Annotated in this window: 23 protein-coding genes and 3 pseudogenes; 25 read left to right on the top strand and 1 reads right to left on the bottom strand. The window is 31.9% G+C overall.

Annotated features, from left to right (window positions below; all coding sequences use genetic code 11):
* Positions 1-17 precede the first annotated feature (17 nt).
* Entirely contained in the window at positions 18-755 is a 738-nt protein-coding gene (locus P5P90_RS06330; protein ID WP_278036322.1) for a tyrosine-protein phosphatase, read from the bottom strand.
* Positions 756-1,089: 334 nt separating this feature from the next.
* Between P5P90_RS06330 and P5P90_RS06325 the strand changes: the two are divergent.
* The 25 genes and pseudogenes from P5P90_RS06325 (at position 1,090) to P5P90_RS06205 (ending at position 25,059) form a co-directional block, all read left to right on the top strand.
* Positions 1,090-1,958, top strand: a pseudogene (locus tag P5P90_RS06325) (ABC transporter permease).
* A 92-nt stretch (positions 1,959-2,050) separates the two neighbouring features.
* The gene (locus tag P5P90_RS06320; RefSeq protein ID WP_278036321.1) at positions 2,051-2,425 is read left to right on the top strand and encodes a four helix bundle protein; all 375 of its coding nucleotides are present in this window, start codon (positions 2,051-2,053) and stop codon (positions 2,423-2,425) included.
* A gap of 108 nt (positions 2,426-2,533) precedes the next feature.
* Positions 2,534-3,342: pseudogene (locus tag P5P90_RS06315) on the top strand (ABC transporter ATP-binding protein); the annotation flags it as partial.
* 505 nt (positions 3,343-3,847) lie between these two features.
* Positions 3,848-4,675, top strand: a complete 828-nt coding sequence (locus tag P5P90_RS06310) for a class I SAM-dependent methyltransferase (protein WP_278036320.1) — start codon at positions 3,848-3,850, stop codon at positions 4,673-4,675.
* A 52-nt stretch (positions 4,676-4,727) separates the two neighbouring features.
* Positions 4,728-5,495, top strand: a complete 768-nt coding sequence (locus tag P5P90_RS06305; RefSeq protein WP_278036319.1) for a glycosyltransferase family 2 protein — start codon at positions 4,728-4,730, stop codon at positions 5,493-5,495.
* 311 nt (positions 5,496-5,806) lie between these two features.
* Positions 5,807-6,805, top strand: a complete 999-nt coding sequence (locus tag P5P90_RS06300) for a glycosyltransferase (protein ID WP_278036318.1) — start codon at positions 5,807-5,809, stop codon at positions 6,803-6,805.
* Positions 6,798-7,517: a glycosyltransferase family 2 protein gene (locus tag P5P90_RS06295; protein ID WP_278036317.1), complete on the top strand. Its 720-nt coding sequence runs from the start codon at positions 6,798-6,800 to the stop codon at positions 7,515-7,517. The genes P5P90_RS06300 and P5P90_RS06295 overlap by 8 nt, the downstream gene beginning before the upstream one ends.
* 222 nt (positions 7,518-7,739) lie before the next feature.
* Complete coding sequence (locus P5P90_RS06290) at positions 7,740-8,123, top strand: hypothetical protein (protein ID WP_278036316.1); 384 nt, start codon at positions 7,740-7,742, stop codon at positions 8,121-8,123.
* On the top strand, positions 8,080-8,628 hold the full coding sequence (locus P5P90_RS06285) for an FkbM family methyltransferase (RefSeq protein WP_278036315.1): 549 nt from the start codon (positions 8,080-8,082) through the stop codon (positions 8,626-8,628). The genes P5P90_RS06290 and P5P90_RS06285 overlap by 44 nt, the downstream gene beginning before the upstream one ends.
* Before the next feature lie 30 nt (positions 8,629-8,658).
* Complete coding sequence (locus P5P90_RS06280; RefSeq protein ID WP_278036314.1) at positions 8,659-9,621, top strand: glycosyltransferase family 2 protein; 963 nt, start codon at positions 8,659-8,661, stop codon at positions 9,619-9,621.
* 10 nt (positions 9,622-9,631) lie between these two features.
* Positions 9,632-10,477, top strand: a complete 846-nt coding sequence (locus P5P90_RS06275; protein WP_278036313.1) for a glycosyltransferase family 2 protein — start codon at positions 9,632-9,634, stop codon at positions 10,475-10,477.
* 61 nt (positions 10,478-10,538) lie between these two features.
* Positions 10,539-11,339 (top strand): glycosyltransferase family 2 protein, encoded by an 801-nt coding sequence (locus tag P5P90_RS06270; protein WP_278036312.1) that lies wholly within the window; start codon positions 10,539-10,541, stop codon positions 11,337-11,339.
* Positions 11,336-12,115, top strand: a complete 780-nt coding sequence (locus P5P90_RS06265) for a glycosyltransferase family 2 protein (RefSeq protein ID WP_278036311.1) — start codon at positions 11,336-11,338, stop codon at positions 12,113-12,115. The genes P5P90_RS06270 and P5P90_RS06265 overlap by 4 nt, the downstream gene beginning before the upstream one ends.
* A 2-nt stretch (positions 12,116-12,117) precedes the next feature.
* Positions 12,118-13,158, top strand: a complete 1,041-nt coding sequence (locus P5P90_RS06260; protein ID WP_278036310.1) for an acyltransferase family protein — start codon at positions 12,118-12,120, stop codon at positions 13,156-13,158.
* A complete protein-coding gene (locus tag P5P90_RS06255) occupies positions 13,155-13,979 on the top strand; it encodes a glycosyltransferase family 2 protein (RefSeq protein WP_278036309.1) in 825 nt (274 codons plus the stop codon). The genes P5P90_RS06260 and P5P90_RS06255 overlap by 4 nt, the downstream gene beginning before the upstream one ends.
* Before the next feature lie 11 nt (positions 13,980-13,990).
* Positions 13,991-14,908 carry a glycosyltransferase gene (locus tag P5P90_RS06250; RefSeq protein WP_278036308.1) on the top strand — a complete coding sequence of 306 codons (918 nt, stop codon included), beginning with the start codon at positions 13,991-13,993 and terminating at the stop codon, positions 14,906-14,908.
* Positions 14,905-15,978 (top strand): glycosyltransferase family 2 protein, encoded by a 1,074-nt coding sequence (locus P5P90_RS06245; RefSeq protein WP_278036307.1) that lies wholly within the window; start codon positions 14,905-14,907, stop codon positions 15,976-15,978. Before P5P90_RS06250 ends, P5P90_RS06245 begins: the two co-directional genes overlap by 4 nt.
* Positions 15,979-16,081: 103 nt before the next feature.
* Positions 16,082-17,257: a glycosyltransferase gene (locus P5P90_RS06240; RefSeq protein WP_278036306.1), complete on the top strand. Its 1,176-nt coding sequence runs from the start codon at positions 16,082-16,084 to the stop codon at positions 17,255-17,257.
* A 55-nt stretch (positions 17,258-17,312) separates the two neighbouring features.
* Positions 17,313-18,149, top strand: coding sequence for a polysaccharide pyruvyl transferase family protein (locus P5P90_RS06235; protein WP_278036305.1), 837 nt, complete (start codon positions 17,313-17,315; stop codon positions 18,147-18,149).
* A gap of 31 nt (positions 18,150-18,180) precedes the next feature.
* Positions 18,181-19,338: an acylneuraminate cytidylyltransferase gene (locus P5P90_RS06230; RefSeq protein ID WP_278036304.1), complete on the top strand. Its 1,158-nt coding sequence runs from the start codon at positions 18,181-18,183 to the stop codon at positions 19,336-19,338.
* A gap of 383 nt (positions 19,339-19,721) precedes the next feature.
* Positions 19,722-20,084 (top strand): annotated as a pseudogene (locus P5P90_RS06225) (endonuclease domain-containing protein); the annotation flags it as partial.
* A 537-nt stretch (positions 20,085-20,621) separates the two neighbouring features.
* A complete protein-coding gene (locus P5P90_RS06220) occupies positions 20,622-21,497 on the top strand; it encodes an N-acetylneuraminate synthase family protein (RefSeq protein WP_278036303.1) in 876 nt (291 codons plus the stop codon).
* Between the two features lie 56 nt (positions 21,498-21,553).
* Complete coding sequence (locus P5P90_RS06215) at positions 21,554-22,951, top strand: glycosyltransferase family protein (RefSeq protein WP_278036302.1); 1,398 nt, start codon at positions 21,554-21,556, stop codon at positions 22,949-22,951.
* Positions 22,952-23,074: 123 nt separating this feature from the next.
* The gene (locus P5P90_RS06210) at positions 23,075-24,508 is read left to right on the top strand and encodes an MBOAT family O-acyltransferase (protein WP_278036301.1); all 1,434 of its coding nucleotides are present in this window, start codon (positions 23,075-23,077) and stop codon (positions 24,506-24,508) included.
* 203 nt (positions 24,509-24,711) lie between these two features.
* Positions 24,712-25,059: a GIY-YIG nuclease family protein gene (locus P5P90_RS06205; protein ID WP_278036300.1), complete on the top strand. Its 348-nt coding sequence runs from the start codon at positions 24,712-24,714 to the stop codon at positions 25,057-25,059.
* Positions 25,060-25,255: the final 196 nt, after the last annotated feature.

The raw sequence follows: 25,255 nt of genomic DNA, 5'->3' as shown, positions 1-25,255 counted from the left end.
GGGTAAAAAATAAAAAATTAAACCTTAAAAAACTGATTGTTTCCTATAACCTCTTTCAGAGGATTCAAGTCTTTTAATTTGACCTTTTGATCAAAAGCAGCAATATGATTGTTGTGATGTACATCGGAACCTACAAAATCATACAGGCCTTTTTGAAGCAAGTTTTCAGCCACTTTGGTGATGTTCTCCCCGTAATAGCCAGTAACAGCTAATAAATTTAATTGAAACAAACAGCCCGCCTTTTTTAATTTCTCGTATTCGTTTATATTTTTATGGTAAAACAAATAGCGTTCTGGATGGGCAAGAACAGGAGTATATCCGGCCACTCTTAAATCAAATAAAATAGAATACAACTGAATAGGTGCATTGATGTATGACATTTCAACCAAAACATAATTATCTTTCAAAGTCAATAATGCTTCCGATTGGAACAAACGAACAAATTGGTCATCCATTAAATATTCGGCAGCTGCTTGAAATGGTACACTAATGTTGTTTTTACGAAGTGCCTCAACAGTACTGTTTTTATTGGCTAGAATCTGTTCATGACTGTTTTCCCAAACATGTTGAATAACGTGAGGTGTGGTAATGAATTGAGAAACGCCAAAACTTTTCAAAGCTTGCGTTAAACGTAAGGAATCTTCAAAATTTTTAGCGCCATCATCAATACCAGGAAGAAGATGGGAATGAATATCAACATGGTTGTCCGGAATTAAATCCTTCAAAACCGGCTTGGATTTAAAAAGTGTAAACATAGTGCAAAGATAAGGAAAAAGTGATGAGATTGAAATGATGAGTTCTGGGTTGTGAGTTATGAGTTAGGTATTGGAATTTTATAAATTTCTTTTCCCCTTTAGGGGCAGAAAAAAAATACCCCACAACCCACAACTCAGAACTCAGAACTCAGAACTCACAACCCACAACTCACAACCCACAACTCACAACTCACAACCCACAACCCCACAACAAACAAGGATTTTCTTTTAAAACGGGTAGTTTTTAGTCTTTTTAGGTTATTAGTCGGTTATTTTTGGTGGGTTTAGAGAATGAGATTTATATTTACAACAAAGAATTATTGAATTAAAAATAATGAAACCAAAAGATACTGTTGATGAAGATTGGCTGTTTGAAATCAAACCCAAAAACAGTTTTTTTCTCTGAATCTAAATGAAGTTTGGCGCTATCGTGATTTATTATTTCTTTTTGTCAAAAGAGATGTAGTAACCGTGTACAAGCAAACCGTTTTAGGGCCACTTTGGTATCTCATTCAACCCTTATTTACATCCATTACCTTTACCATTATTTTTAATACCGTTGCAGGTATCGAAACAGGAGCAGTACCTCCTTTTTTATTTAATATGGCAGGAATTACCGTTTGGAATTATTTTACCACTTGTTTGAATGGAACTTCCAATACCTTTGCGGCCAACGCAGGGATCTTTGGTAAGGTATATTTCCCTAGGATAATAACGCCGCTTTCGGTGGTGATATCTAACTTATTGAAATTTGGTATCCAATTTATAATTTTCATTTGTTTTTATCTTTATTTCTATTGGAATGGAGCAGCAATAGGACTCACCATTTGGGTTTTGTTTTTTCCTTTGTTAATCGTTTTAATGGGGATTTTGGGCTTAGGCTTAGGAATGATTATTTCTTCAATGGTGACTAAATACCGTGATTTAAATTACCTTATTGGTTTTGGAGTACAATTGTTAATGTACCTTTCGGCAGTAGTTTATCCTATGGCACTTATTGAAAAGAAAATGCCACAATACAGCTGGTTAGTACAATACAATCCATTGGCCTATATCATTGAAACATCCCGAGTCATGTTACTGAATGTGGGGGAAATTTCTGTTTATGGCATTATGTATACAGCGTCGATTACGATCATCGTTTTTATTTTAGGTTTATTAGTTTTTAATAAGGTAGAAAAGAGTTTTATTGATACGGTTTAAGCAGTTATGAGTTGTGAGTTGTCAGTTATGAGATAGTCCAACTGATAACCCACAACTGATAACCCACAACTGATAACCCACAACAAAAAAACATGAGCGATTTTAAAAGTTATAAAGATTTAGACATTTACAATATTGGTTTGGATTTGTTTTTAACGGTACATCCTAATAGTCTAAAGTTACCCAAGTACGAATTGTATGAGTTAGGAAGTCAGTTGCGGCGCTCTTCAGATAGTGTAGTGTCTAATATAGTAGAAGGATATGGAAGAAGAAAATATAAAGCTGATTTTATTCGGTTTTTGGTTTTTTCTCATTCTAGTTGTTTAGAGACAATTGGTCATATTTATAAAATAGTAGTACTATATCCTAATTTGAAACCGGATTTTGAATCATTAATACAGCGTTATGAAAATTTAGGTGGAAAAATTTTTAACTTTATAAAGTATGTAGAACAAAATTGGAAATAGCATCAGTTGTGAGTATTGAGTTATGAGTTTTAGAGGTTTTAGAATCCAGAACCCAGAACCCAGAACTCACAACTCACAACCCAGAACCCAGAACTCACAACTCAAACAATGCCCGACAACCCAGAACCCAGAACTCACAACAAGAATATTATTCTAAAAGCCGAAAACATCTCCAAGCAATACCGATTAGGTACGGTAGGAACCGGTACGCTTAGTCATGACATTAATCGTTGGTGGCACCGTATTCGGGGAAAAGAAGATCCGTATTTAAAAATAGGCGATGTGAATGATCGTTCCACAAAGGGAAGTTCCGATTATGTATGGGCGTTACAGGATATCAATTTTGAAGTGGAGCGAGGAGAAGTTTTAGGAATCATTGGTAAAAACGGAGCAGGAAAATCAACGCTCTTAAAAATTCTTTCAAAGGTTACAGCTCCCACAACAGGAACTATTAAATCCCGTGGTCGTATCGCTTCTTTATTAGAAGTAGGTACCGGTTTTAATGGCGAATTAACAGGCAGGGAAAACATCTATCTCAATGGTGCTATTTTAGGAATGACCAAGAGCGAAATCACAACCAAACTCGATGAGATTATCGAATTTTCAGGCTGTGAGCGTTATATTGACACTCCTGTAAAACGCTACAGTAGCGGAATGACCGTTCGTTTGGCTTTTGCTGTAGCTGCCTTTCTCGAACCTGAAATTTTGGTTGTTGATGAGGTGTTAGCCGTAGGCGATGCCGAATTCCAAAAAAAGCCATTGGTAAAATGCAGGATATTTCCAGAGGCGAAGGAAGAACCGTATTGTTTGTGAGTCATAATATGGCGGCAGTGAAGAGTTTGTGTACTAGGGGAATTGTTTTAGAACATGGGAAAGTGGTTTTTGAAGGAGAGATTGATAATTGTATTAATACTTATTTAAAAAAATCAAATTTTCATTCTTATAGGAATTGGGATAATGAGATACCTCCAGGTTCGGATTTTATTAAAATGAAAGAAGTAAAAGTAATTGATGCTTATAATCAACAAGGTTTGAATCATTTAACTACACAGGATATTAAAATTGAATTCACGTATGATATATTAAAAGAAAATCAATTGTTTACACATGGTTTTAATTTATTTAATTCACAAGGAGTACACATATTAAGTTCTCACGATTCTAACTCATTAACTTTAGTTAAGCCTTTTCCAATTAATTCGTATAAAAAAACTATTATTATACCTAAAAATTTGCTAGCTGAGGGGAATTATACTTGTAGTTTTGCAATTTTACGATATAATCCATTTTTTGTTGAGTTTCATGAAATGGATATAGTTGGATTTAATGTCTCTTGAGAATAAAAATGATAAAACAATTAGAGGAGAATATACTCATAATATACCAGGTCTAATTAGACCACTATTAAATTGGGAATAAAAAATGAAAAAAGATTGGACGGGGGAAAGATTAGAAACATTCGTAAATACTAATAATTCAATAGAGCATTTACACAGATATGCTATAGTACTTGATTATCTTACAAATAAGGTTGTTGTAGATATTGCTTGTGGTGAAGGATACGGTAGTTTTTTAATGAGTAAAATAGCTCATTCTGTAATTGGAATAGATATTGATTCCGACACTATTTTTAATGCTAAAGAGAAATATGTTAGTGAGAACTTAAGTTTTAAGATAGGAGCAGCAGATTCAATTCCAATCGAAGATAAATCTATTGATGTAGTAGTGAGCTTTGAAACTATAGAGCATCATGATAAACATGATGAAATGATGATGGAAATTAAACGTATTTTAAAACCAGATGGGCTTTTAATTATTTCAACACCTGATAAATATTATTATACTGACAGAAGGGGTTACAAAAATAAATATCATGTGAAAGAACTTTATAAGGAAGATTTTTTTAACCTAGTTAAAAAATTTTTTTCTAAACAACAGTTTTTAGGTCAATCTTATATAAACGGGAATTCATATATAAATAGTCAATTTAATAAAAATGAAATTTTTACTTATAGTGGAGATTTTTCGATAATAAAGAAAGGAGACCCTATAGAATCAATATATTTAATAGCTATTGCTTCTAATAGGGATTTTAATAGTCAACCTTGTTCTTTTTTTAATGGTTCTCAAATATTGAATTTTCAGCAAGAAGAAAAGTTTATTCAAATATTAAGGAATTGTAATTCTTATAGAGTAGGTAATTTTATTTTATATCCCGTCAAATTATTAAAAAAAATGTTTAAAAATTAATTACTGGTAATTTTTTGAATGATTTTTAAATTTAGGTTTGAATGAGTAAAATATGAATGAATCTCCACCATTAATTTCTATAATAGTTCCCAATTACAATCACGAACGTTTTTTAAAACAGCGTTTAGAGAGTGTTTTTAATCAAAGCTATTCTAATTTTGAGGTAATTTTGTTAGACGATTGTAGTACAGATAATAGCCGAGAAATTCTTTTAGAATATGCAAAGCATCCTAAAGTAAGTTGTTGTGTTTTTAATGAAGTAAATTCAGGTAGTCCATTTAAACAATGGGAAAATGGGATTGCTTTTGCAAAAGGAGAATACATCTGGATTGCAGAGAGTGATGATTATTGCGAGTTGGATTTTATTGACAATATAATAGATGCAATGATTAAAGATTCAACTATTGGTTTGGGCTATTGTCAAACAATTGATGTTGATGTAAATTGTCACCAAATATATCATAGAATCAATTATACTAAATATTTTCAACCGAATATTTGGGTCGATAATTTTGAAATGGATGGAAGGCAATTTATACAGTTATATTTAAGTTTTTTTAATGTGATACCTAATGCAAGTGCGGTAATTTTTAGGAGAAATTTAGTTGATAACTTTTTTTTCTCAGAATCGTTATTACAAATGAAAATGTGTGGGGATTGGTATTTTTGGATTAAAATAGCTTTAAAATCGAAAGTTTTTTTTTGTAAAAAAAAGCTGAATTGTTTTAGAAATCATCATAGTGTTACTAGAAATCATAACAGTATTCACGAGAAAAAAAGAGGTTGCTTGAAGAAAAAGATATACGCTTTTTTATGTTAGAGGCTAAAATAAAAAATGTAAGAGCAGAATTAAATTTGTATAAGAAGTGGTTTCGTTTGCATTCTGTTACAGAAGTTTTATTAAAAACATTTTATAATGTGAAATTAGAGAATAGAACAATTCATTTTTTTATTTGGAATTATTTATGTTTTAGATACGATTGTTTAAAAAGGGATAATAATTGAATTTATGGAACTGCAAAAAAACAGAATAGCGATGGTTTCTCCATCTCAAAATGCTTATTCTGAAACCTTTATTCAGGCTCAAAAAAAGGATTAAGAGATAATATTTATTATTATTATGGAGGACATTTGCCTAGTTATTTAGAGGGTAAAGGAAGTCTAAATAGTGATTTTAATAAAGTAATCATAAAGATTAAAAGAAAATTAAGATTAACCTTACTTACTAGTGCTGAACATGCTTTTATTTCTTCATTAAAGAAGAATAAAATTCAGTTAGTTTTTGCTCAATATGGTACAACAGCTTATCGCATTGTTTCTATTTGTAAGTGTTTAAAGATACCACTAATTACTCATTTTCATGGTTATGATGCCTCAGTAGATTCGGTTATAAAATCATGTAACAATTACAAAGAGGTTTTTGATTACAGTACCTATGTGATTGCGGTTTCTCTTTCAATGAAGGATAAACTTATTGAGTTGGGTTGTCCACAGGAAAAGGTAATCTATAATACGTATGGTCCCAATAATCTTTTTTTAGAAATTGTACCAAAGTTTTTGGAACCAATTTTTATAGGGTTAGGACGATTTGTTAATAAAAAAGCACCCTATTATACTATTTTAGCCTTTAAGCAAGTAGTAGAAAAATTCCCTAAAGCCCAATTAGTTATTGGAGGAAATGGGGAATTGTATGAAGTATGTAAAAATTTGGTTAGCTATTATCAATTAGAAAATAATGTTATACTTCCAGGAGTATTATCGCCTAAAGATTTTGAAGCTTATCTAAGTAAAAGTTTAGCTTTTGTACAACATTCAATTACAGCTATTAATGGAGATCAGGAAGGGACTCCAGTGGCTATTTTAGAAGCTTCGGCAGCAGGTTTACCAGTAATTTCAACTTTTCATGCAGGAATTCCTGATGTAATTATTGATGGAGAAACAGGTTTTTTAGTTCCTGAACATGATGTGGATGCGATGGCTCAAAAAATGATGTTACTTTTGGAGAATACATCTCTTGCACTGCAAATTGGGGCTAAAGGTAAAAATAGGATTAGAGAATGTTTTACATTAGAAAGACATTTGAGAACCATCGATGAATTAATTGAAAAAGCAATTTATAGAAATGAATAATCCCCTAGTTTCCATATTAGTGGCTAATTATAATAATGGTCATTTTTTTAAAGACTGTTATCATAGTATTCTTGAACAAACCTATACGAACTGGGAAGTAATTATTGTAGATGATGGTTCTACGGATGATTCAGTATTTATGATTAAGAAACTTATAGAGGGGGATTCACGTTTTAAATTATTTTTAAACGAAGAGAATGAAGGTTGTGGTTTTACCAAAAATAAATGTGTAAGTCTAGCAGAAGGAATAATTTGTGGGTTTTTAGACCCTGATGATGCTTTATCTCCTGTTGCTATTGAGAAAATGATTCAGCTTCATCAGGAAAATACAAATATTAGTATTGTTACCTCAAAATATAAATTGGTTGATTTCAATTTGAATCAGATTGAAGAGGGAAAACATGGAGCAGCAATTCCTATTGGTAAATCCTATTTGACTTATGGAGCAGGTGCTATGACAGCTTTTGCAACTTTCAAAAAGGAAAAATACAATTTAACTATTGGTATTGATAAAAAGATGAAAAGGGCTGTAGATCAAGATTTGTATTTTAAAATGGAAGAGGTTGGAGTGGTTGTATTTTTGAATGAAGTTTTATATCAATATAGGAAACATAACAATAGCATTTCAGCAAATGAAAATGAATATAAGGCAAAATATTGGCATTTTTATGCTATGTTAAATACTTATAAGAGAAGAAAAAAATCAAATTGACATTGATAATTTTACAAAAACAGAGATGAAAATTTTTCAATCTAATTATTACATGTCTCGTTTTGCAAGGGCTAAAAAAATAAAAAGCATTGTGTAAAGCGTTATTTTTTGTTAAAAGCAATTATTGCATTTCCAAGTTATAATTTGAAGCATAAATTAAAATCACTTTTGTAGCGCGAAACAAAAAATCTAGCGATATAATTAATACTATTTTATTTAAAAATGAGGAATCTTTTATATACGGTTATCAATAAGTTGGGTTATAGAATAATAAATAAGGATAAAGAAAGAGAGCAATTAATGTTTCCTCTAAAAAAATATCATGTGAACGAGAATTTTAATACGCTATTCCAATCCAAATATTATATTCAAAATTTAGAAAATAAGTTTAAAGAACTTTCTATTGTTAATCATAGAGAGGGGTTTTTAGTAGGTTTTTTAGATCTTAGTATTTATATAGAAAGTGAGGAGGAATTTCATATTTTAAATGAAATATTTGTTAGGAATGATTATGATTTTATTTCAAGCTCTCAATCCGTTGTAATAGATATTGGAGCCAATATTGGTATTACATCTCTTTTTTTCACGATTGGATTATGTAGATAAGATTTATGCATTTGAACCCGTAAAAGATACGTTTGAACAGGCACAATATAATTTTAGTTTGAATAATAAAATCCAGAAAATAACAACTATAAAAAATATAGGATTAGGTAACAATAGTCGCAAGGAATTATTTTTATTTGATAAAAATTGCAAAGGAAATACAGGACTTCGAGGTAAATCGAGTCCTAGTTATGAAAATAATACTAATGCAAAAAAAATTGAAGTTCAAATAGAATCAGCAACTTTAGAATTAACTAAAATAGTGTCTGAGAATAGGGATAAAAAACTGATTGTAAAAATGGATTGTGAGGGAGGAGAATATGAAATCTTAGAAGATCTTTGTCAATCTGGGATGATTCATAAAATTGATGTATTACTATTGGAGTGGCATGATAAAGGGGCTGAAGTCATAGAACAAATGTTAATTAAATCTGGTTTTGATTATTTTTCAAGAACTTATGATGAATTAACAGGTATGATTTATGCTTTCAAAAAAACAAATTAGAATAGAGAATTTATTTTAAAATAATAGTATATGCAATATTCTCTATCAATAATAATCCCAACTTACAATGCAGAACGTTTTATTAATAAAGCGATTGAATCCTGCTTAGAACAAATTGAAGTAAGCGAGATTATTGTAGTAGATGATGGAAGTACCGATACTACAATACAAATAGTTAAAGAACTTCAGTCTAAGTATCCTAAAATTAAATTATGTCATCATCCCAATAAGCTTAACAAAGGACGCTCTGCTACTCGAAACATTGGGATTCAAAAAGCTACAGGGGATTATATAGCCTTTCTGGATGCTGATGATTATTTTTTACCCAATCGATTTACCAATGATTTCAAGTTGTTTCAAGAAGTTCCTGATTGTGATGGGGTGTATAATGCTGTAGGCTTTCATTTTTATAGGACTGCAACAGAGCAAGAATTAAAAACGCACCAACTCTATACGGTTAGTCAAAAAATAACACCAGAAAACTTGTTTAAGAATTTGTTGTATGGAAGATGTGGTCATTTTCAAATTGATGGATTAACAGTAAAAAAATCCGTTTTTCAAGCTACAGGATTATTTAATGAAGAATTAGTAGTGGCAGAGGATTCGGAAATGTTTTGGAAAATGGCTATTAAATGCCGTTTAGAAACTGGAATTATTGATAGAGCAGTCGCTATTCGAGGAGTCCATGATAATAATATTTTTGATAAAGAAGACTTGTACAAAATATATAATATTAAAATGCATGAAACGCTTGCTGTCTGGTGTAGCAAAAATCAAGTTAAAGCTGCCACTATCGATGATATTTTAAAATGGATTTGGATGCTAAGATACCAAGAGCATAACAAAATGTATATAAACATTAAAGCTTGGGCACAATTTTTTTTCTCACAGCCCCAATTGCTTTTTACTCTTTTCAGCATTAAATATTTTCCTATTATTAGGTATAGACAAATGCTTTTCCCATTTTTGTACTCAAAGAAAAATATAGAATAATTTATAAATAATGAAAGGCAAGAGTAGTAATGTAACGGCAATTATTCCCTGTTATAATGATGGGCAATACATCATGGAAGCATTACAATCCCTATACAAACAAACACTTTTACCAGAAAAGATTATAGTTGTAGATGACGGTTCTGATGCCAAAACTCAAAAAACATTAAAAAGTATAACACATCCTTTACTGGAAGTTGTTTTTCAGGAAAATAGAGGGGTAAGCGCTGCTAGGAATCATGCTGTAAGTCTAGCTAAAACGGATTATATTGTTAATCTCGATGCCGATGATTACTACGAACCTTCTTTTATAGAAAAAGCGGTTGCAATATTAATTCAAGACAATAACGCTATTGCGGTAAGTAGTTACTGTAGAACATTTAAAGAGCATAAAACTATTGAAATTATAAAACCTTTAGGAGGTAATTTGAAAGATTTCATTGTAATTAATAATGGAAGAGCCAGTACCATGTTTCGTAAACAATCATGGGAAATAGTAGGAGGATTTGATGAAAAAATGCAAGCGGGTTATGAAGATTGGGAATTTTGGATTGCAATTTTAAAACAAGGAGGAAGCATTCATATAATAAAAGAAGTTTTATCACATTATCGTATTAAGAAAGTATCCAGAGACCAAATAGCATTGAAAAATAATGATTTTGAATTAAGGCAGTATATTTACTTGAAACATAAAGAAGTGTATGAAAGGTATATGGATTTTTATGTTTTTCAATTATTACGTCAAAATTCACTTTTAAGAAATAGCATTCACAAAGCTAAAAAATCGAAGGAGTATATCCTTGGGGAGTTTTTTTTGCAACCTTTGCGTATTATTAAAAAGATTTTTACAAATTGATGAGTGCATTAGTATCCATAATTGTTCCCTGTTACAAGCAGGCTCACTTTTAAGTGAAGCTTTGCAATCAGTATTAGAACAGACTTACACCAACTGGGAATGTGTTATTGTCAACGATGGAAGCCCAGATAATACCGATTTAGTAGCGCAGCAATGGCTGGAAAAAGACAATCGTTTTCAATATATATATCAACAAAATGGAGGTTTGTCTGCTGCACGAAATGCCGGTATCAAAGCCGCGAATGGAGAATTTATTTTGCCCTTAGATGCCGATGATATTTTGCACTCGGATTATTTAAATAAAATAGTTCCAGTTTTAGAATCAAATGATAGACTTGCAATAGTTTCTTGTTACCGCTATTTTTTTATAAAAAATAGAACAAACATTATAAAAGAATATAAGGCTTCGGGTAGCAATTATTGTGATTTAATGTTTGAAAATAAATTGATGCCTTCATCATTATTTAGAAAACAATGTTGGGAGCAAGTAGGAGGCTATGATGAAAGCATGGTAAAAGGTTTTGAAGATTGGGAGTTTTGGTTAAATGTGACCAAGAGAGGCTGGGAGTTTCAGTTTGTACCAGCATTTTTGTTCTATTATCGGAAGTCTAAAAAATCGATGCTGGTGGATACTATTACTAATCATGCAGAAGCCAATATGGAATATATTTTTAGAAAACACCAGGATATCTATTGCAGGCATTTTGATAACACAGCTGAGGTACTTTTTTACTATATCAAAACGCATCGTATAGGGAAAATGCAAATTAAGAATTCAATTGAATATAAAATTGGGAAATTGGTGTTGAAACCTTTTAAAATAGTCTCTCAATTGTTTTCCAATAAAAGAAATAGCAAATGATTTCAGTAGTTATCCGAAATAAAAACCAAGTACACGCCTTGTCATTTTTGTTAAAGAATCTGACAGAAAGGTATTCGGAGGATATAGCCGAAATCATTGTTATTGATAATTGTTCTACTGATGAAAGTGCAGCTATAAGCCAACAATTTGGAGCAAGATTCATAACTATTGAGCAATTTTCCTATGGAGGAAGTGCTAATGTTGCGGCTCAGGAAGCAAAAGAGCCTATTGTAGTGATTTTTAGTGCGCATTCTTACCCTGTAAGCCATGATTTTTTTAAATTAATTCGTGAAAAGTTTGAATCCAATCCAAATTTAGCAGGATTACGTTGTTTGCATTCTACCAATGATTACCGTAATTACATAAACAAAGTTAGGGCTACAACAGACCCTAATAAATCGGGTTTGATATTTTCAGGATCTGCTTTTAGAAGAAGTGTTTGGGAAAAGCACTCTTTTAGAAATGATGTAGCTACTTTTGAAGACAAAGAATGGACTGTACGAGTTTTAAAAGCGGGTTACGAAATTGATTTTGTTCCATCTATTTTTCATTATGAAATGTACAGAACACCTAAACAACAGTTTTTCCGTTTTAAAAATGATGTAGTGGGAAATTATCAATTATGGCATCAGGATATTACTTTTATTCAAACTTTGAAAGGTCTTTTAGGGAATATATGGAACGCCTGTAAAAACTTTTTTATTGAAATCAAATACGCTTTTTTACGCTTTTTTTACTTAATTAAGTTTATAAGGAATAAACCGAAACAGTTTTGAAGATGGAGCTAAGATTAACAAATAATAATTTTGATTTCCTACGATTCCTATTTGCTCTTTTGGTGGTTATTTCTCATGCGTATGCTTTATCTGGAAGTACTGAGGATAATGTTGGGATTTATAAGATTTCAAATGGACAATTAACATTTTCCCAAATTGGTTTAAATGGGTTTTTTATTATAAGTGGTTATTTTATTTTTAAAAGTTTACAAAGAAGTAAAAGTCTTTTAGACTATTATAAGAAACGATTTTTAAGACTTTTTCCAGCACTTATAATTGTATTGATACTAACGTTGTTTTTAGCTCCAATTATATATGTAAATAAAACTCCTTTTTTACAAAATATTGAAGCGTTGACTTATTTACCCTACAATTTAAGTTTATATGGATTTCAGTCAGGTATAAAAGGAATTTTTGATACAAATAGCTATCATTCCATTAATGGTTCTTTATGGACTATTAGGTATGAATTTACTTTATATGTTGCCTTATCAATACTTTATTGTATGAAAAATAAAAAGAAAGCTTTAACTTTTTTGTTAAGTTTAGCATTTTTTATTTTTTATATGTTGTATCTTTTTCTTCTACCAAAATTAGCAGGCTTTAGTTTATTTAACTTGTTAGGTATTCATGTACTAAATTTAGGTGCTTTTTTTATTGCCGGAAGCGTTTTGGCTTCATTGGAATTTGAAAAAATTAAGTATAAGAAATGGTTTTTGTTCTTGTCATTAATACTCTTAACTTTCTCGATTTATTTTAATTTTTATGATTTGACAAAACATGTTTTGTTGCCATTTTTTATTCTATTATTAGGTTTTTCTACAATTCCTGGGATTAAAGATTTTGGGAATTTTGGTGATGCTTCTTATGGTATTTACATTTACAGTTTTCCAATTCAACAAAGTTTAATGTGGTTCTTTAAATTGGATTCATATGCCTTAATGATTTCTTCAATACCGCTTTCTGTTATTCTGGGTTATTTTTCATGGCACTTGATTGAGAAAAAAGCGTTGAAATTAAAATTAACAAAACTAGAAATATGATTATTTATCCATTAATTTCAATAATCGTTCCATGTTACAAACAAGCACAATACTTGGGAGAAGCATTACAATCAGTAATAGATCAAAGGTATCAAGACTGGGAATGTATCATTGTTGATGATGGTAGTCCAGATAAGACAGCTCAAATTGCTAAGGAATGGATAGCAAAAGACAGTCGATTTAAATATAGGTATAAAGATAATGGAGGAATAGCTAGTGCAAGAAACTTTGGTATTAATCAAGCAAAAGCTGAATTTATATTAGCCTTAGATGCTGATGATAAAATAGCAAATGATTATTTAGAATTAGCTATTAATGAATTTCAAAAAGATCCAAGTCTTAAAGTAGTTTATGCCAGGGCTGAGAAATTTGGAGAGGAATCAGGTCTATGGTATTTACCTCCATTTGATATTTCAAAATTAGGCTTGTACAATATGATTTTTTGTTCTGCATTATATAGAAAAGCCGACTGGCAAAGAGTGGGAGGCTATGATGTTAATATGGTTTTGGGACTAGAAGATTGGGAGTTTTGGATTGCTTTATTAAAAAATGGAGGTAATGTATGCCAACTAAATAAAATAGGTTTTTATTATAGAATAAAAGAAAAATCTAGACATGTGGACTTGAAAATTTCAGATAAAGAAGAATTATATAACTATTTATCAGTAAAACATGCTGATTTTTATGTAAAGCATCTGGGGTCATTTATTGCTTTAAATTCTGAAATGGAGAAATTAAAAAAAATGAGAATTATTAAAGGAAGGAAAAAGGTGTTGAATTTATTTTGTGAGACTTTTTTCGGCTTTCGTCTTTTTAAATAGAAATACATTAAATGACTAAGATTACTGTCAGTGTCTTTATTTTAACCTATAATCAAGAACAATTTATAACTCAGACTATTGAAAGTGTTTTAATGCAACAAACGGATTTTGCATACCAATTAGTCATAGGAGAAGATTGTAGTACTGATTCTACTAGGCAAATATGTGAAAATTTTGCTTCACAGTATCCTAATAATATAAAATTGCTTCCAGCTTTAGATAAAAATATTGGTTTGATCGCTAATTATATGCGTACCATTAAGGAATGTGATGGTAAATACATTGCTATTTGTGATGGAGATGATTATTGGATTGATAAATACAAACTACAAAAGCAAGTTGATTTTTTAGAATCAAATCCTGATTTTTCAATTGTTTATACTCGTGTTCGAAAACTTTTTCCTAATGGAGAATTTAAAGAATCAGTAGCAAATACAAAAGGGAGAACTACTAATTTTGATGACTTAATTTTTGATAATTATATACCTTCAGTTACTACCCTTTTTAAGAATATTCAAAACAATCAGAACCAGCTTCCTAAATGGATTTTAAAATACCCTTATGGAGATTGGCCAACCTATTTATGGACCATAAAAGAAAGTGGAAAAATTTATTTTTTAGACGAAGTTACGGCTGTTTATAGAGTGGATATTGGGGAGTCTTTTAAAATTAGAAAAAAAGTAAGTGCCATTGTTAAAACGGATTTGCTTATAACAAAAGATATTTTAATAGATTTGAATTTTGCACATAAGCAAAAAATAGTCGAGGAGGCTTTAATCAAAAGAAAAATTAGTTTAATGGTTCGATACAATAGAGAAGGATCATATTGGCGTGCTTTAAAATTATTTTTTTATAATTTACAATACGATTTACAGCAAAATGCTGTTACAAAAATGTATTTTTATTCTTTATATAAAAGTTTTAAATGATAACGCTTGTCCTAACCAATCGTAACCGTGATTTACAAATCGTGAAAAACTGCTTGCAATCTTTAAGTCAACAAAATTGTCAGGATTTTGATTGTGTGGTGGTGGATTATGGTTCAGATTTTGCCTATCAATTAGAATTAGGTAATTTACTGCAACAATATCCAAAGATTAGATTGATTAATTGTCCTACTCAAGGCCAACTTTGGCATAAATGTAGAGCTATTAATATGGCTTTACAACAAACAACCACAGCCTATTTTGTAGTAGGAGATATCGATTTGATTTTTGCTCCTACTTTTATAGAGGTGGCTTTGGGACTAGGGAATAATGATGAAGTACATTATTTTCAATATGGATTTTTATCTCAACAAGAGTCTTTGTTAAGCAAGGATTTTAATGAATATAAAGTCATTTTTAAAGGGAATAAAGAAGTAACAGGAACAACCATGTTTCCTACTTCAGTTTTACAATCTCTCAATGGTTACGACGAGTTTTACCACGGTTGGGGAGCAGAAGATACTGATATTCACATCCGAATGAAAAATGCGGGCTTGAAGTTGTTTTTCTACGATAAAGAAATTTTACTAAAGCATCAGTGGCACCCAAAAGTGTATCGTTCTAAGTCTAGTATACATCCTTTTCATTCGCTCCTTGAACGAATCAATCATTCTTATATGATTCAAACTCAAAAAACCAACCGAATAATAGTGAATCAAAATCTTGAGTGGGGTAAAGTACCGCTTTTGAGCGATTACGAAAAACTAACTAAAGAAGCTTATGTGTTGCAATTGAAAGCAACAATATTAGAAATTAATGCGGTTTTAGCCCAAATGGCTAATTTTACAAATGAAGTAATAGCAATAGAAATAAAAGCCGTGTCAGGAGTGGAAAAAGTAAAAAACCAATTAAAAAGAATAGTAGGAAAGAAATATCAGCCTGTTTATGATATGGATACAGTGAATAATCTGTTATTAGAAACCATTATCAAACAGTACAGAAATAATCCCTATGACTATAGTTTTAATCGTCAAAAAAATATTATTCAATTCAAAATGTATTTTCAATCCTGAAAGGAAGGTACAAAAGTATTATTGTTCAGGCTTTAGTTCCAGTGGGGTTTTAGAAAATTTATTTAGAACTATTTTATCAAAAAACAACAATTAGCAGCTATATATGAAAATACTAATGGTTTCTATGCCATCACTTCATTTCTTTAGATGGACAAGCCAACTTCAGGACTCCGGTCATGAAGTCTACTGGTTTGATATCACAGGAATGAGTCAGCAAGCGGAAAGAATAGCTTGGGTAGAGCAAAAAACGGCATGGAAATTACGATGGAATTATCCGGGTCGTGTTTTTGTAAAATCTAATTTTCCCAAAACTTATGCATGGATTCAAAAAATAAATGAACGGGATACTGCCGCTGTTTTTGAAGCCTATCTCAACGAAATCAAACCGGATGTGGTACATAGTTTTGCTTTGTATGTTTCCTGTACGCCCATTATTACAGTTATGGAAAAATACCCTAACCAAAAGTGGGTCTATTCTTCCTGGGGAAGTGATTTGTTTTATTTTCAAAATGAGTATAAATATTTACAAGACATCAAACGTGTTTTGCCAAGAGTGAATTATTTGTTTACGGATTGCCAACGCGATTATAAAATTGCAAAACAACATGGTTTTGTTGGGGAGTTTCTTGGGGTTTTTCCTGGTGGTGGTGGATTTGATATGGAAAAAATACAGCACTATAAAAGCCCTGTCAAAGAGCGAAAAACGATTCTAATTAAAGGATTTCAAGGGCGTTCAGGGCGGGCAATTCCAGTTTTAAAAGCTATAGAACAGTTGCAAGAGGTACTTGTTGGTTTTGAAGTTGTAGTTTTTGGAGCGGATGCAGCAGTTTTTGATTTTGTAGAAAAATCACCACTACAACATTGGGGAAATTTTGAAATAAAAGGAAAGATATTACATGAAGAAGTTATCAAGCTTATGGGGAAATCGTTGGTTTATATTGGAAATAGCAACTCCGATGGAATTCCCAATACTTTGTTAGAAGCCATTTGTATGGAAGTATTTCCTATTCAATCTAATCAGGGAGGAGCAACAGCCGAAATTATTAAAGATGGAATGAATGGAATGTTGATTGAAAATCCAGAAGATTCTGAGGATATGAAACAACTTTTTTTAAAAGTTATTAGTGATGTATCTTTAATTGAAAATGGAATAAATCATAACAATAAAACGATTAAGTCTAACTTAGAATATCATTATTTGAGGAATCAAGAAGTAAAAAAGTATGATTTAATTGTATTGAGGGTGCTTGGTTGGAGCAGGACAGATTTATCAAATTAACATTTTTTTGAAAAAATGCAATTATAATTATGTGCAAGAACAAAGATTTAAAATAATGAAATTTTCAACCAAAATCCGCCTTTTTTGGTGGAACGAAAAAATAATTCAAGGCAAAGCTAAAGAAAATTATGGCGATGTCTTAGGGGCTTATCTGGTAGCAAAAATATCAGGAAAAACGGTTGCTTTTGCCTGGCCTAAAAAATGGTCTATATTGGATTATTTTTTGCCTATTTACGTAACGGTAGGAAGTATTTTAACCCATGTCAATCATAAATGTATTGTGTGGGGTAGCGGTATTATTAGCAAAGAATATTCAATTAAAAATGCTCGATTTTTAGCCGTACGTGGGCCTCAAACTAGAAATTTTCTTTTGAAACTTGGCTATGAAGTGCCCGAAATTTATGGAGATCCAGCCTTGTTGTTACCTCGTTATTTTAATCCACCAGTTCAAAAAAAATACAAGTATGGAATTGTCCCTCATTACAATGATTATAAATTGGTGTCCAATTGGTTTAGGAATAATTCAGAGGTAATACTTATCGATATGATGACTACAGATATAGAATCTAAAACAATTGAATTTTTGCAATGTGAAAAGATAATATCTTCTTCTTTACATGGAATTATTGTGGCTCATGCTTATGGAATTCCTGCAGTTTGGCAAAAGTTTTCTAACATGGTTTTTGGAGATGATATCAAGTATCAGGATTATTTAGAATCGGTAGCAATAGAATTTTATAAGCCAGAATTGCAAATAGATTGTTATTCTGATTTACAATTGGAGCAACTATTTGTAACTTATCCCAGTTTGCCCAAAGTCGAAATAATAGAATCTCTTAGGAATGGTTTAATTGAAGTTTGTCCATTTAAAAAAGAAACTCAAAAAACATAAAACAGTATATTTGATTTTTAGAATATAGAAAATGAAAAAAACAGCCATTATACCCTTACGTAAAGATTCCAAAGGGATTCCTGGAAAGAACAAAAAGAAAATGCTGGGACGCCCCCTTTTTTCTTGGGTCTTAGGCGAAGCTATTTTTTCTGATTTGGATGAAGTCTTTGTCTTTACCGATGAAGAGGAAATTATCGATTATATCGCAAAAGAATACCATTGGACTCCAAAAGTAAAAGCACTTTTGCGTTCCAAAGAAAATGCAACGGATACCGCTTCTACCGAAAGTGCTATGTTGGAATTTGCGCAACAAATTCAATACGATTTTGATGTACTGTGTTTGTTGCAGGCGACTTCGCCTATGACTACCGCTAGAGATATTAATACCACTTTAGCTAAAATTGAAATAGAGAATTACGATTCAGCTCTCACCGTAGTTAATACGCATCGTTTTACTTGGAATGCCAATGGAACACCTCAAAATTATGATGTGTTCCATCGTCCAAGGCGTCAGGATTTTGAAGGTTTGTTAATAGAAAATGGAGCGGTTTATGCTACTACAAAACAGGCTTTTTTAGAATCTAAAAACAGAGTGAGTGGTAAAATCGGTTTAGTGACAATGCCTGAAAATACGTTGGTTGAAATAGACACTATGACCGATTGGAAAATTGTAGAAGAACTTTTAGCCAGCCGATTGAAAAAAGCAAAACAACAGCAACGGATTGATTATTTAGTGTTAGATGTTGACGGTGTGTTCACTAACGGACAGGTGTTTTATTCGGCAGAAGGAGAATTGACTAAAGCCTTTGATATGCGTGACGGAATGGGATTGGAGATATTACGTCAAAATCAGGTTGAGGTGGTCGTAATAACATCTGAGAATTCAGCCTTAGTGGCGCAACGCATGAAAAAACTCCAAATTGAAAATACATTTTTAGGGGTAAAAGATAAATATGCCTTTTTGCAACAATTTGCTAAAACCAAAAATACTAATTTTAATTCTTTTGCCTACATAGGCGATGATGTAAATGACTTAGCGAATATATGCGCAGCAGGATGGTCATTTTCACCGGCCAATGCCACAACAATAGTAAAACTTAATGCCGATTATTTATTAACGAAAGCTTCTGCTGAGGGTGCAATTCGCGAAGCTTGTGAAAAAATAATTGCTTATAACGAACGGTTTTAGACTAAAAGGGAAAGTAGAAGAATTCAAAATACAAACCCCCAACCTCTATCAAGAGGGGAGTTAGTTTTCGGAAAATAATTCCATTTTGCTTTGAAATATTATAAAAAGCAATTGAAAAATCTATTTTTGGAGCGACTAATTTATAATTAACGTCATCGTATTCCCTTCTTGAGGGAGACAAGGGAGGTGAGAAAGAGAGAAGTTGTAAAGATATAGTAGTAGATGTAATTAGTGTCATCGTATTCCCCTCTTGAAATCGAAGATGTAACGATTCCATAAAAAATTAATAAAGGGAGTTAGAGGGGTTAGGGGTGTGTAAAAAGATAAAATATTTCATCATGTCTAAACGAAAAATCATCCCCTAAAATCCTAAACTAAAAGAATACGCTCGGGAACTTAGAAATAATTCGACACAATCAGAGATATTCCTCTGGATGAAGTTAAAAGGAAAACAAATGTATGGTTATGATTTTCACAGACAAAAACCTATAGATAACTATATTTTAGATTTCTTTTGTCACGAATTAATGCTAGGTATAGAATTAGATGGTTATTCGCATCAATTAATTGAAGTGCATAATAAAGATTTGAAAAAAGAAAAAAGAATGATGGAATTAGGTGTGACCATATTACGATTTACAGATGAGCAAGTCACAAAGGATATCGAAAACGTAATTAGAGCAATAGAATTTTTTATTGAAGAGTTTGAAAAACACACCCCCAACCCCTCTCAAGAGGGGAGTTAGTTTTCGTAAATGAATGACGACTATTAAAAAGATTCAGGGCTGAATCAGGGGATTGTTGTAAGGTGTGGTAAGAGTCAAGTGACTATAGATTTGGAGAATGTAATTAGGATGATTGAATTTTTTATTGAAGAGTTTAAAAAACACACCCCAACCCCTCTCAAGAGGGAAGTTAAGTCCCTAATAATATTTTCGTCTTGTATTTTATTTTAGATAAAGTCCAGATTTGAAATTGTAAAATCAGTTATAATTAGCACTAAGGAGTTCCTCTCTTGAAATCGAAGATGTAACGATTCCATAAAAAATAATAAGGGCATTAGTGTAATAAGGTTGTGAAAGAAAAAAAAATCAAGTAAAAGTATTTGAGGTAGTTAAAATGTAAAATAGAAGTTATCAATTAGCTCTATTATATTCCCCTCTGGAGATGGGTTAGGGGTGTGAGATATGATGTGTGTAAAGATAAAATTTGTTGATTAGCACTATTATATTCCCCTCTTGAGAGGGGTTAGGGGTGTGTGAAAATTATAAAACGAAACGTAAATGAATAACTATAAAAAACCCTATGTAATTGCCGAAATAGGTTGCAATCATAAGGGGGAAATGGAAATTGCTAAGGAGCTCATCAAAATTGCTAAAATATTTTGTAATGCCGATGCAGTCAAATTTCAGAAAAGAAATAATAAAGAATTACTAACGGAAGAGCAATACAATGCTCCACATCCCAATAGTTCCAATGCGTATGGGGATACCTATGGCGCGCATAGAGAGTATTTGGAATTTGGTCTAAACCAACATGCCGAATTGAAAAATTACTGTGAATCGGTTGGTATTACATATTCTACTTCGGTTTGGGATTTGACTTCCGCTAAAGAAATTGCTACATTACATCCTGATTTTATTAAAATTCCTTCTGCTTGTAATAATAATTATGCGATGTTATCTTGGTTATGCGAAAATTACCAAGGTGAGATTCATATTTCGACAGGAATGACAACTAAAAATGAAACTGAAGAACTAGTCAATTTCTTTATTGAAAAAGGGCGTAATCAGGATTTGGTTTTGTACAACTGTACATCTGGATATCCGGTACCATTTGAAGATGTTTGCTTGCTAGATATTAATTTGCTAATAGCTAAATATGGAGAAAAGGTCAAACACATTGGTTTTTCAGGGCATCATTTAGGGATAGCAGTTGATATAGCAGCTTATACTTTAGGAGCCAATATTATCGAAAGACATTATACACTGGATCGTACCTGGAAAGGAACCGATCATGCCGCTTCATTAGAACCTATGGGCTTACGAAAATTAAGTCGTGATTTAAATGCAGTTCATTCGGCGTTGACATTTAAAAGCAGTGATATTTTACCAATTGAAGTTGTGCAACGAGAGAAGTTGAAGAATAAGAAAGGCTGATTTTTTGTTTAAGCAAAAAGAAATAAGCATTAGGTTTGCACTCATAAAAATAATCAATGAACAATAAAAAAATCCTTGTTTTTTTCCCGGATGGTGTAGGGCTTCGCAATTTTGCCTTTACCCAATTTAAAGAAATTGGTGAAGAGCGTGGAAACCAAATAATATATTGGAACAATACCGTTTATCCTTTACAAGAAGAATTAGGGTATGAAGAAGTAAAAATCAAGACACAAAAGATTCATCCTTTAACTTCTTACTATTGTCGTGTTAGAAAACATATTGAACTGAATGTTGCTACCAAAAAGTTCAAAGATCAAGTATATCAAACTTATAAATTTCCCTTTAATTACAATGGATTAAAGAATACTTTGATGACACTTTTTATCAAAGTGCTTATTGGTTTGAATTCTTCTGAAAAAGGGATAGTACGAATTCGAAAAAGAATTAATGCTTTAGAACGTGCTACCGAAAAGTATCAGTATTGCAAAAAACAATTGGAAGAAATAAAACCCGATTTGGTTTTTTGTACTACCCAAAGAGCTACTCAATCTATTGGCGCTTTATTGGCTGCACAGGATTTAGGGATTCCTACTTTAACGTTTGTGTATTCTTGGGATAATGTGCCTAAAGCGATGCAATTGGTAGAAACCGATTATTATTGTGTGTGGAGTGATTTGATGAAAAAGGAAATGCTACAATATTACCCTTTTGTTAAGGAAAACCAATTAATAGTTACGGGAACACCTCAATTTGAACCGCATTACGATACTGCTCTAACGCAAAGTAGAGAAGCTTTTTTTGCCGAATATCAGTTGGATATCCAAAAAAAATACATTTGTTTTTCAGGAGATGATGAAACCACATCACCATTAGATCAGTATTATTTAGAAGATTTAGCTCATGCTGTTCGTACTTTAAACGCTAAAGGATATAATTTGGGGATTATCTATCGTAAATGTCCTGTTGACACTACTTCCCGATACAATGCAGTAATTGAGGCTAATAAAGATATCATCGCAGTAATAGATCCATTATGGAAGGCTTTAGGGAAAAATTGGAACGAAGTATTTCCTACTAAGGCCGATTTAGGATTATTGCATAATGTTTGTGCACATTCTGAATTGGTAACCAATGTGTGTTCTTCCACAGTTTTCGATTTTGTAGCTCATAATAAGCCATGTATTTATTATAATTATGAACAGCCTCAATTGAAAAAAGGAATTCGTGACATTGGGCAAAACTATAAATACGTTCATTTTAGATCAATGCCAAGTCAGCAAGCTGCTGTTTTTTGTACAGATAAAAAGCAATTGGCAGATCAAATCGAAGCGATATTGAAAGGGAATTTATCTAATGTTGCCGAAGGAAAAAAATGGTATGCTATTGTAGCAGGTGAAACGCCAACACAGGCCTCGGAGAAAATTTGGAATGCAATTGATAGTATTGTAAAATGAAATTAGATTTTGAAAATTTTATCCTAGATTTGCTGCTTAATTAGTTAATGAGAATTTGCCCCACTTTGAGATAAGGGAAGAAGAGAACTCATAACTTCTAACTCATAACTTTTAACTCAAAAAATGTTTTTCAACTCTTTCGCTTTTGCGATTTTTTTACCCCTCGTTTTTATTTTGTATTGGTTTGTGTTTAACAAAAACAAAACCACTCAAAATAGTTTATTAATTATTGCCAGTTATTATTTCTATTCCTGTTGGGATTGGCGCTTCCTATTTCTTTTAGTATTTTCGACTTTTTTAGATTATTATACGGGTATTCGAATTGAAAAAAGCCAGAAAGAAAGCAGTCGAAAATTTTGGTTTTGGTTGAGTATCGGAGTCAATTTAGGATTTCTGGGCTTGTTTAAGTATTATAACTTCTTTGCGGCTTCTTTTGCGGAGCTAATGCAAGGATTTGGTTTAAAAACGTCACCTTTTCTTTTAGATGTAGTCTTACCTGTGGGGATTTCTTTTTATACCTTCCACGGCCTATCCTATGTAATTGATATTTATTACAAAAGAATTAAAGCCGAATACAACTTTGTCGATTATTCCCTGTTTGTGAGTTATTTTCCGCTTTTGGTGGCAGGACCTATCGAAAGAGCAACCCATTTATTGCCAGAGATCAAAGAAAAACGAAGTTTTAATTTCGAACAGGCTAAAGCAGGAATCTACCAAATGCTATGGGGATTACTAAAAAAAGTAGTCATTGCCGATACCTGTGCGACTTATGCTAATGCCATCTTTGACCATTATGGCTCAATGAATTCATTCTCGTTAGTATTAGGAGCTGTTTATTTTGCTTTCCAAATCTACGGCGATTTTTCCGGTTATTCCGATATGGCATTGGGGATGTCCAAATTGTTCGGATTAGAGTTATTACGTAACTTTAATTACCCTTATTTTTCAAGAGATATAGCCGAGTTTTGGCGTCGTTGGCATATTTCGCTATCCTCTTGGTTTCGCGACTATTTATACATTCCGTTAGGAGGTAGCAAAGGCGGAATGTGGATGAAAATCCGCAATACCTTTATCATCTTTTTGGTCAGTGGTTTTTGGCATGGTGCCAATTGGACGTATGTAGTTTGGGGGCTGATTAATGCCTTGTACTTTTTACCACTTCTTATACGGAAATCCAATCGAAACAATTTGGATACAGTTGTTTTAGATCGAAGTTGGGAATCGGTAAGAACGGTTGCCAAAATCGTACTCACCTTTGCACTAAGTTGTTTGGCTTGGGTGTTTTTTAGAGCTAAAACAATCACAGATGCCTTTTTGTATTTAAAAAAAATGTTTACCAATGGGCATTTCGAAACCCAATATTTGGCTAACGAAAGATACAACTATGAAATTATCCTCTTGCTGCTGCTGTTTATCACTGTCGAATGGAACAATCGCACCAAAGAAGAACCCATTTCGGGTAAATATCAAACAGTAAAATTAGCTTTATGTTTGGCCGCTATCATGGCTTTAGGAACCTATTCGGATTACAAAGAGTTTATTTATTTTCAGTTTTAGGATTTTGTATAAACTTTTAAGATTGATATATAATTTTAGGATGTGATTCCTCCTTCGTCGGAATGACACACTAGCTGCATTTTGTCATCTCGACGAAGGAGACTCGAGCTATAGTGAACAGGCGAAGCAGATCACATAAAGAAACTCAATAAAGAAAATTAATCGTATTTTGTCATCACCTAAATTAAGTTGAATAAAAAAGTATGTTTGATTATACAGAAGGAAGTCATACTTATTATGTTTATATTATTACCAATAAATATCGGTCAACTTATTGTATTGGTATGACTAATAATTTACAGCTACGATTACAACAACATCATAAAAATATTGAAGAAGCTAATAAAACGTTTGCAGCAAAATATGGAATTGAGTTTTTGGTATATTATGAAAAACACAGTTGGGTACATTTGGCAATCACAAGAGAAAAAGAATTAAAAAGATGGAATAGAACTAAAAAAATAGAATTAATTCGTTCTTTCAATCCGGAATTTGAGTTCTTGAATGAAAGATTTAAAAATGGGGATGTGATTCCTCCTTCGTCGGAATGACACACTTACACAGATTGTTTTGTCATTTCGACCAAAGGGAGAAATCACATAGAGAAAGTCTACAAAGTGAGTAAAGAAAAAGTAATAAACGAGATGAGATTTCTCCTCTGGAGGAATGACACAATCAAACGCACATTTTTTTATCTCGTCGCAACTGCCAAACTCGAGTGATTGCGAAAAGTTGAAAAAAGCGCAT

The organism is Flavobacterium nitratireducens (genome assembly GCF_029625335.1).
Taxonomy (GTDB): Bacteria; Bacteroidota; Bacteroidia; order Flavobacteriales; family Flavobacteriaceae; genus Flavobacterium; species Flavobacterium nitratireducens.
The sequence above is the reverse complement of the archived record's forward strand: the minus strand, read 5'-3'. Positions and strand labels throughout refer to the sequence as shown.

Excerpts from the sequence above, each read along its gene's own strand:
- P5P90_RS06330 (WP_278036322.1), bottom strand. The coding sequence starts at position 755 with ATGTTTACACTTTTTAAATCCAAGCCGGTTTTGAAGGATTTAATTCCG.
- P5P90_RS06320 (WP_278036321.1), top strand. The coding sequence starts at position 2,051 with ATGAGCGATTTTAAAAGTTATAAAGATTTAGACATTTACAATATTGGT.
- P5P90_RS06310 (WP_278036320.1), top strand. The coding sequence starts at position 3,848 with ATGAAAAAAGATTGGACGGGGGAAAGATTAGAAACATTCGTAAATACT.
- P5P90_RS06305 (WP_278036319.1), top strand. The coding sequence starts at position 4,728 with ATGAATGAATCTCCACCATTAATTTCTATAATAGTTCCCAATTACAAT.
- P5P90_RS06295 (WP_278036317.1), top strand. The coding sequence starts at position 6,798 with ATGAATAATCCCCTAGTTTCCATATTAGTGGCTAATTATAATAATGGT.
- P5P90_RS06290 (WP_278036316.1), top strand. The coding sequence starts at position 7,740 with ATGAGGAATCTTTTATATACGGTTATCAATAAGTTGGGTTATAGAATA.
- P5P90_RS06280 (WP_278036314.1), top strand. The coding sequence starts at position 8,659 with ATGCAATATTCTCTATCAATAATAATCCCAACTTACAATGCAGAACGT.
- P5P90_RS06275 (WP_278036313.1), top strand. The coding sequence starts at position 9,632 with ATGAAAGGCAAGAGTAGTAATGTAACGGCAATTATTCCCTGTTATAAT.
- P5P90_RS06265 (WP_278036311.1), top strand. The coding sequence starts at position 11,336 with ATGATTTCAGTAGTTATCCGAAATAAAAACCAAGTACACGCCTTGTCA.
- P5P90_RS06260 (WP_278036310.1), top strand. The coding sequence starts at position 12,118 with ATGGAGCTAAGATTAACAAATAATAATTTTGATTTCCTACGATTCCTA.
- P5P90_RS06255 (WP_278036309.1), top strand. The coding sequence starts at position 13,155 with ATGATTATTTATCCATTAATTTCAATAATCGTTCCATGTTACAAACAA.
- P5P90_RS06250 (WP_278036308.1), top strand. The coding sequence starts at position 13,991 with ATGACTAAGATTACTGTCAGTGTCTTTATTTTAACCTATAATCAAGAA.
- P5P90_RS06245 (WP_278036307.1), top strand. The coding sequence starts at position 14,905 with ATGATAACGCTTGTCCTAACCAATCGTAACCGTGATTTACAAATCGTG.
- P5P90_RS06240 (WP_278036306.1), top strand. The coding sequence starts at position 16,082 with ATGAAAATACTAATGGTTTCTATGCCATCACTTCATTTCTTTAGATGG.
- P5P90_RS06235 (WP_278036305.1), top strand. The coding sequence starts at position 17,313 with ATGAAATTTTCAACCAAAATCCGCCTTTTTTGGTGGAACGAAAAAATA.
- P5P90_RS06230 (WP_278036304.1), top strand. The coding sequence starts at position 18,181 with ATGAAAAAAACAGCCATTATACCCTTACGTAAAGATTCCAAAGGGATT.
- P5P90_RS06220 (WP_278036303.1), top strand. The coding sequence starts at position 20,622 with ATGAATAACTATAAAAAACCCTATGTAATTGCCGAAATAGGTTGCAAT.
- P5P90_RS06215 (WP_278036302.1), top strand. The coding sequence starts at position 21,554 with ATGAACAATAAAAAAATCCTTGTTTTTTTCCCGGATGGTGTAGGGCTT.
- P5P90_RS06210 (WP_278036301.1), top strand. The coding sequence starts at position 23,075 with ATGTTTTTCAACTCTTTCGCTTTTGCGATTTTTTTACCCCTCGTTTTT.
- P5P90_RS06205 (WP_278036300.1), top strand. The coding sequence starts at position 24,712 with ATGTTTGATTATACAGAAGGAAGTCATACTTATTATGTTTATATTATT.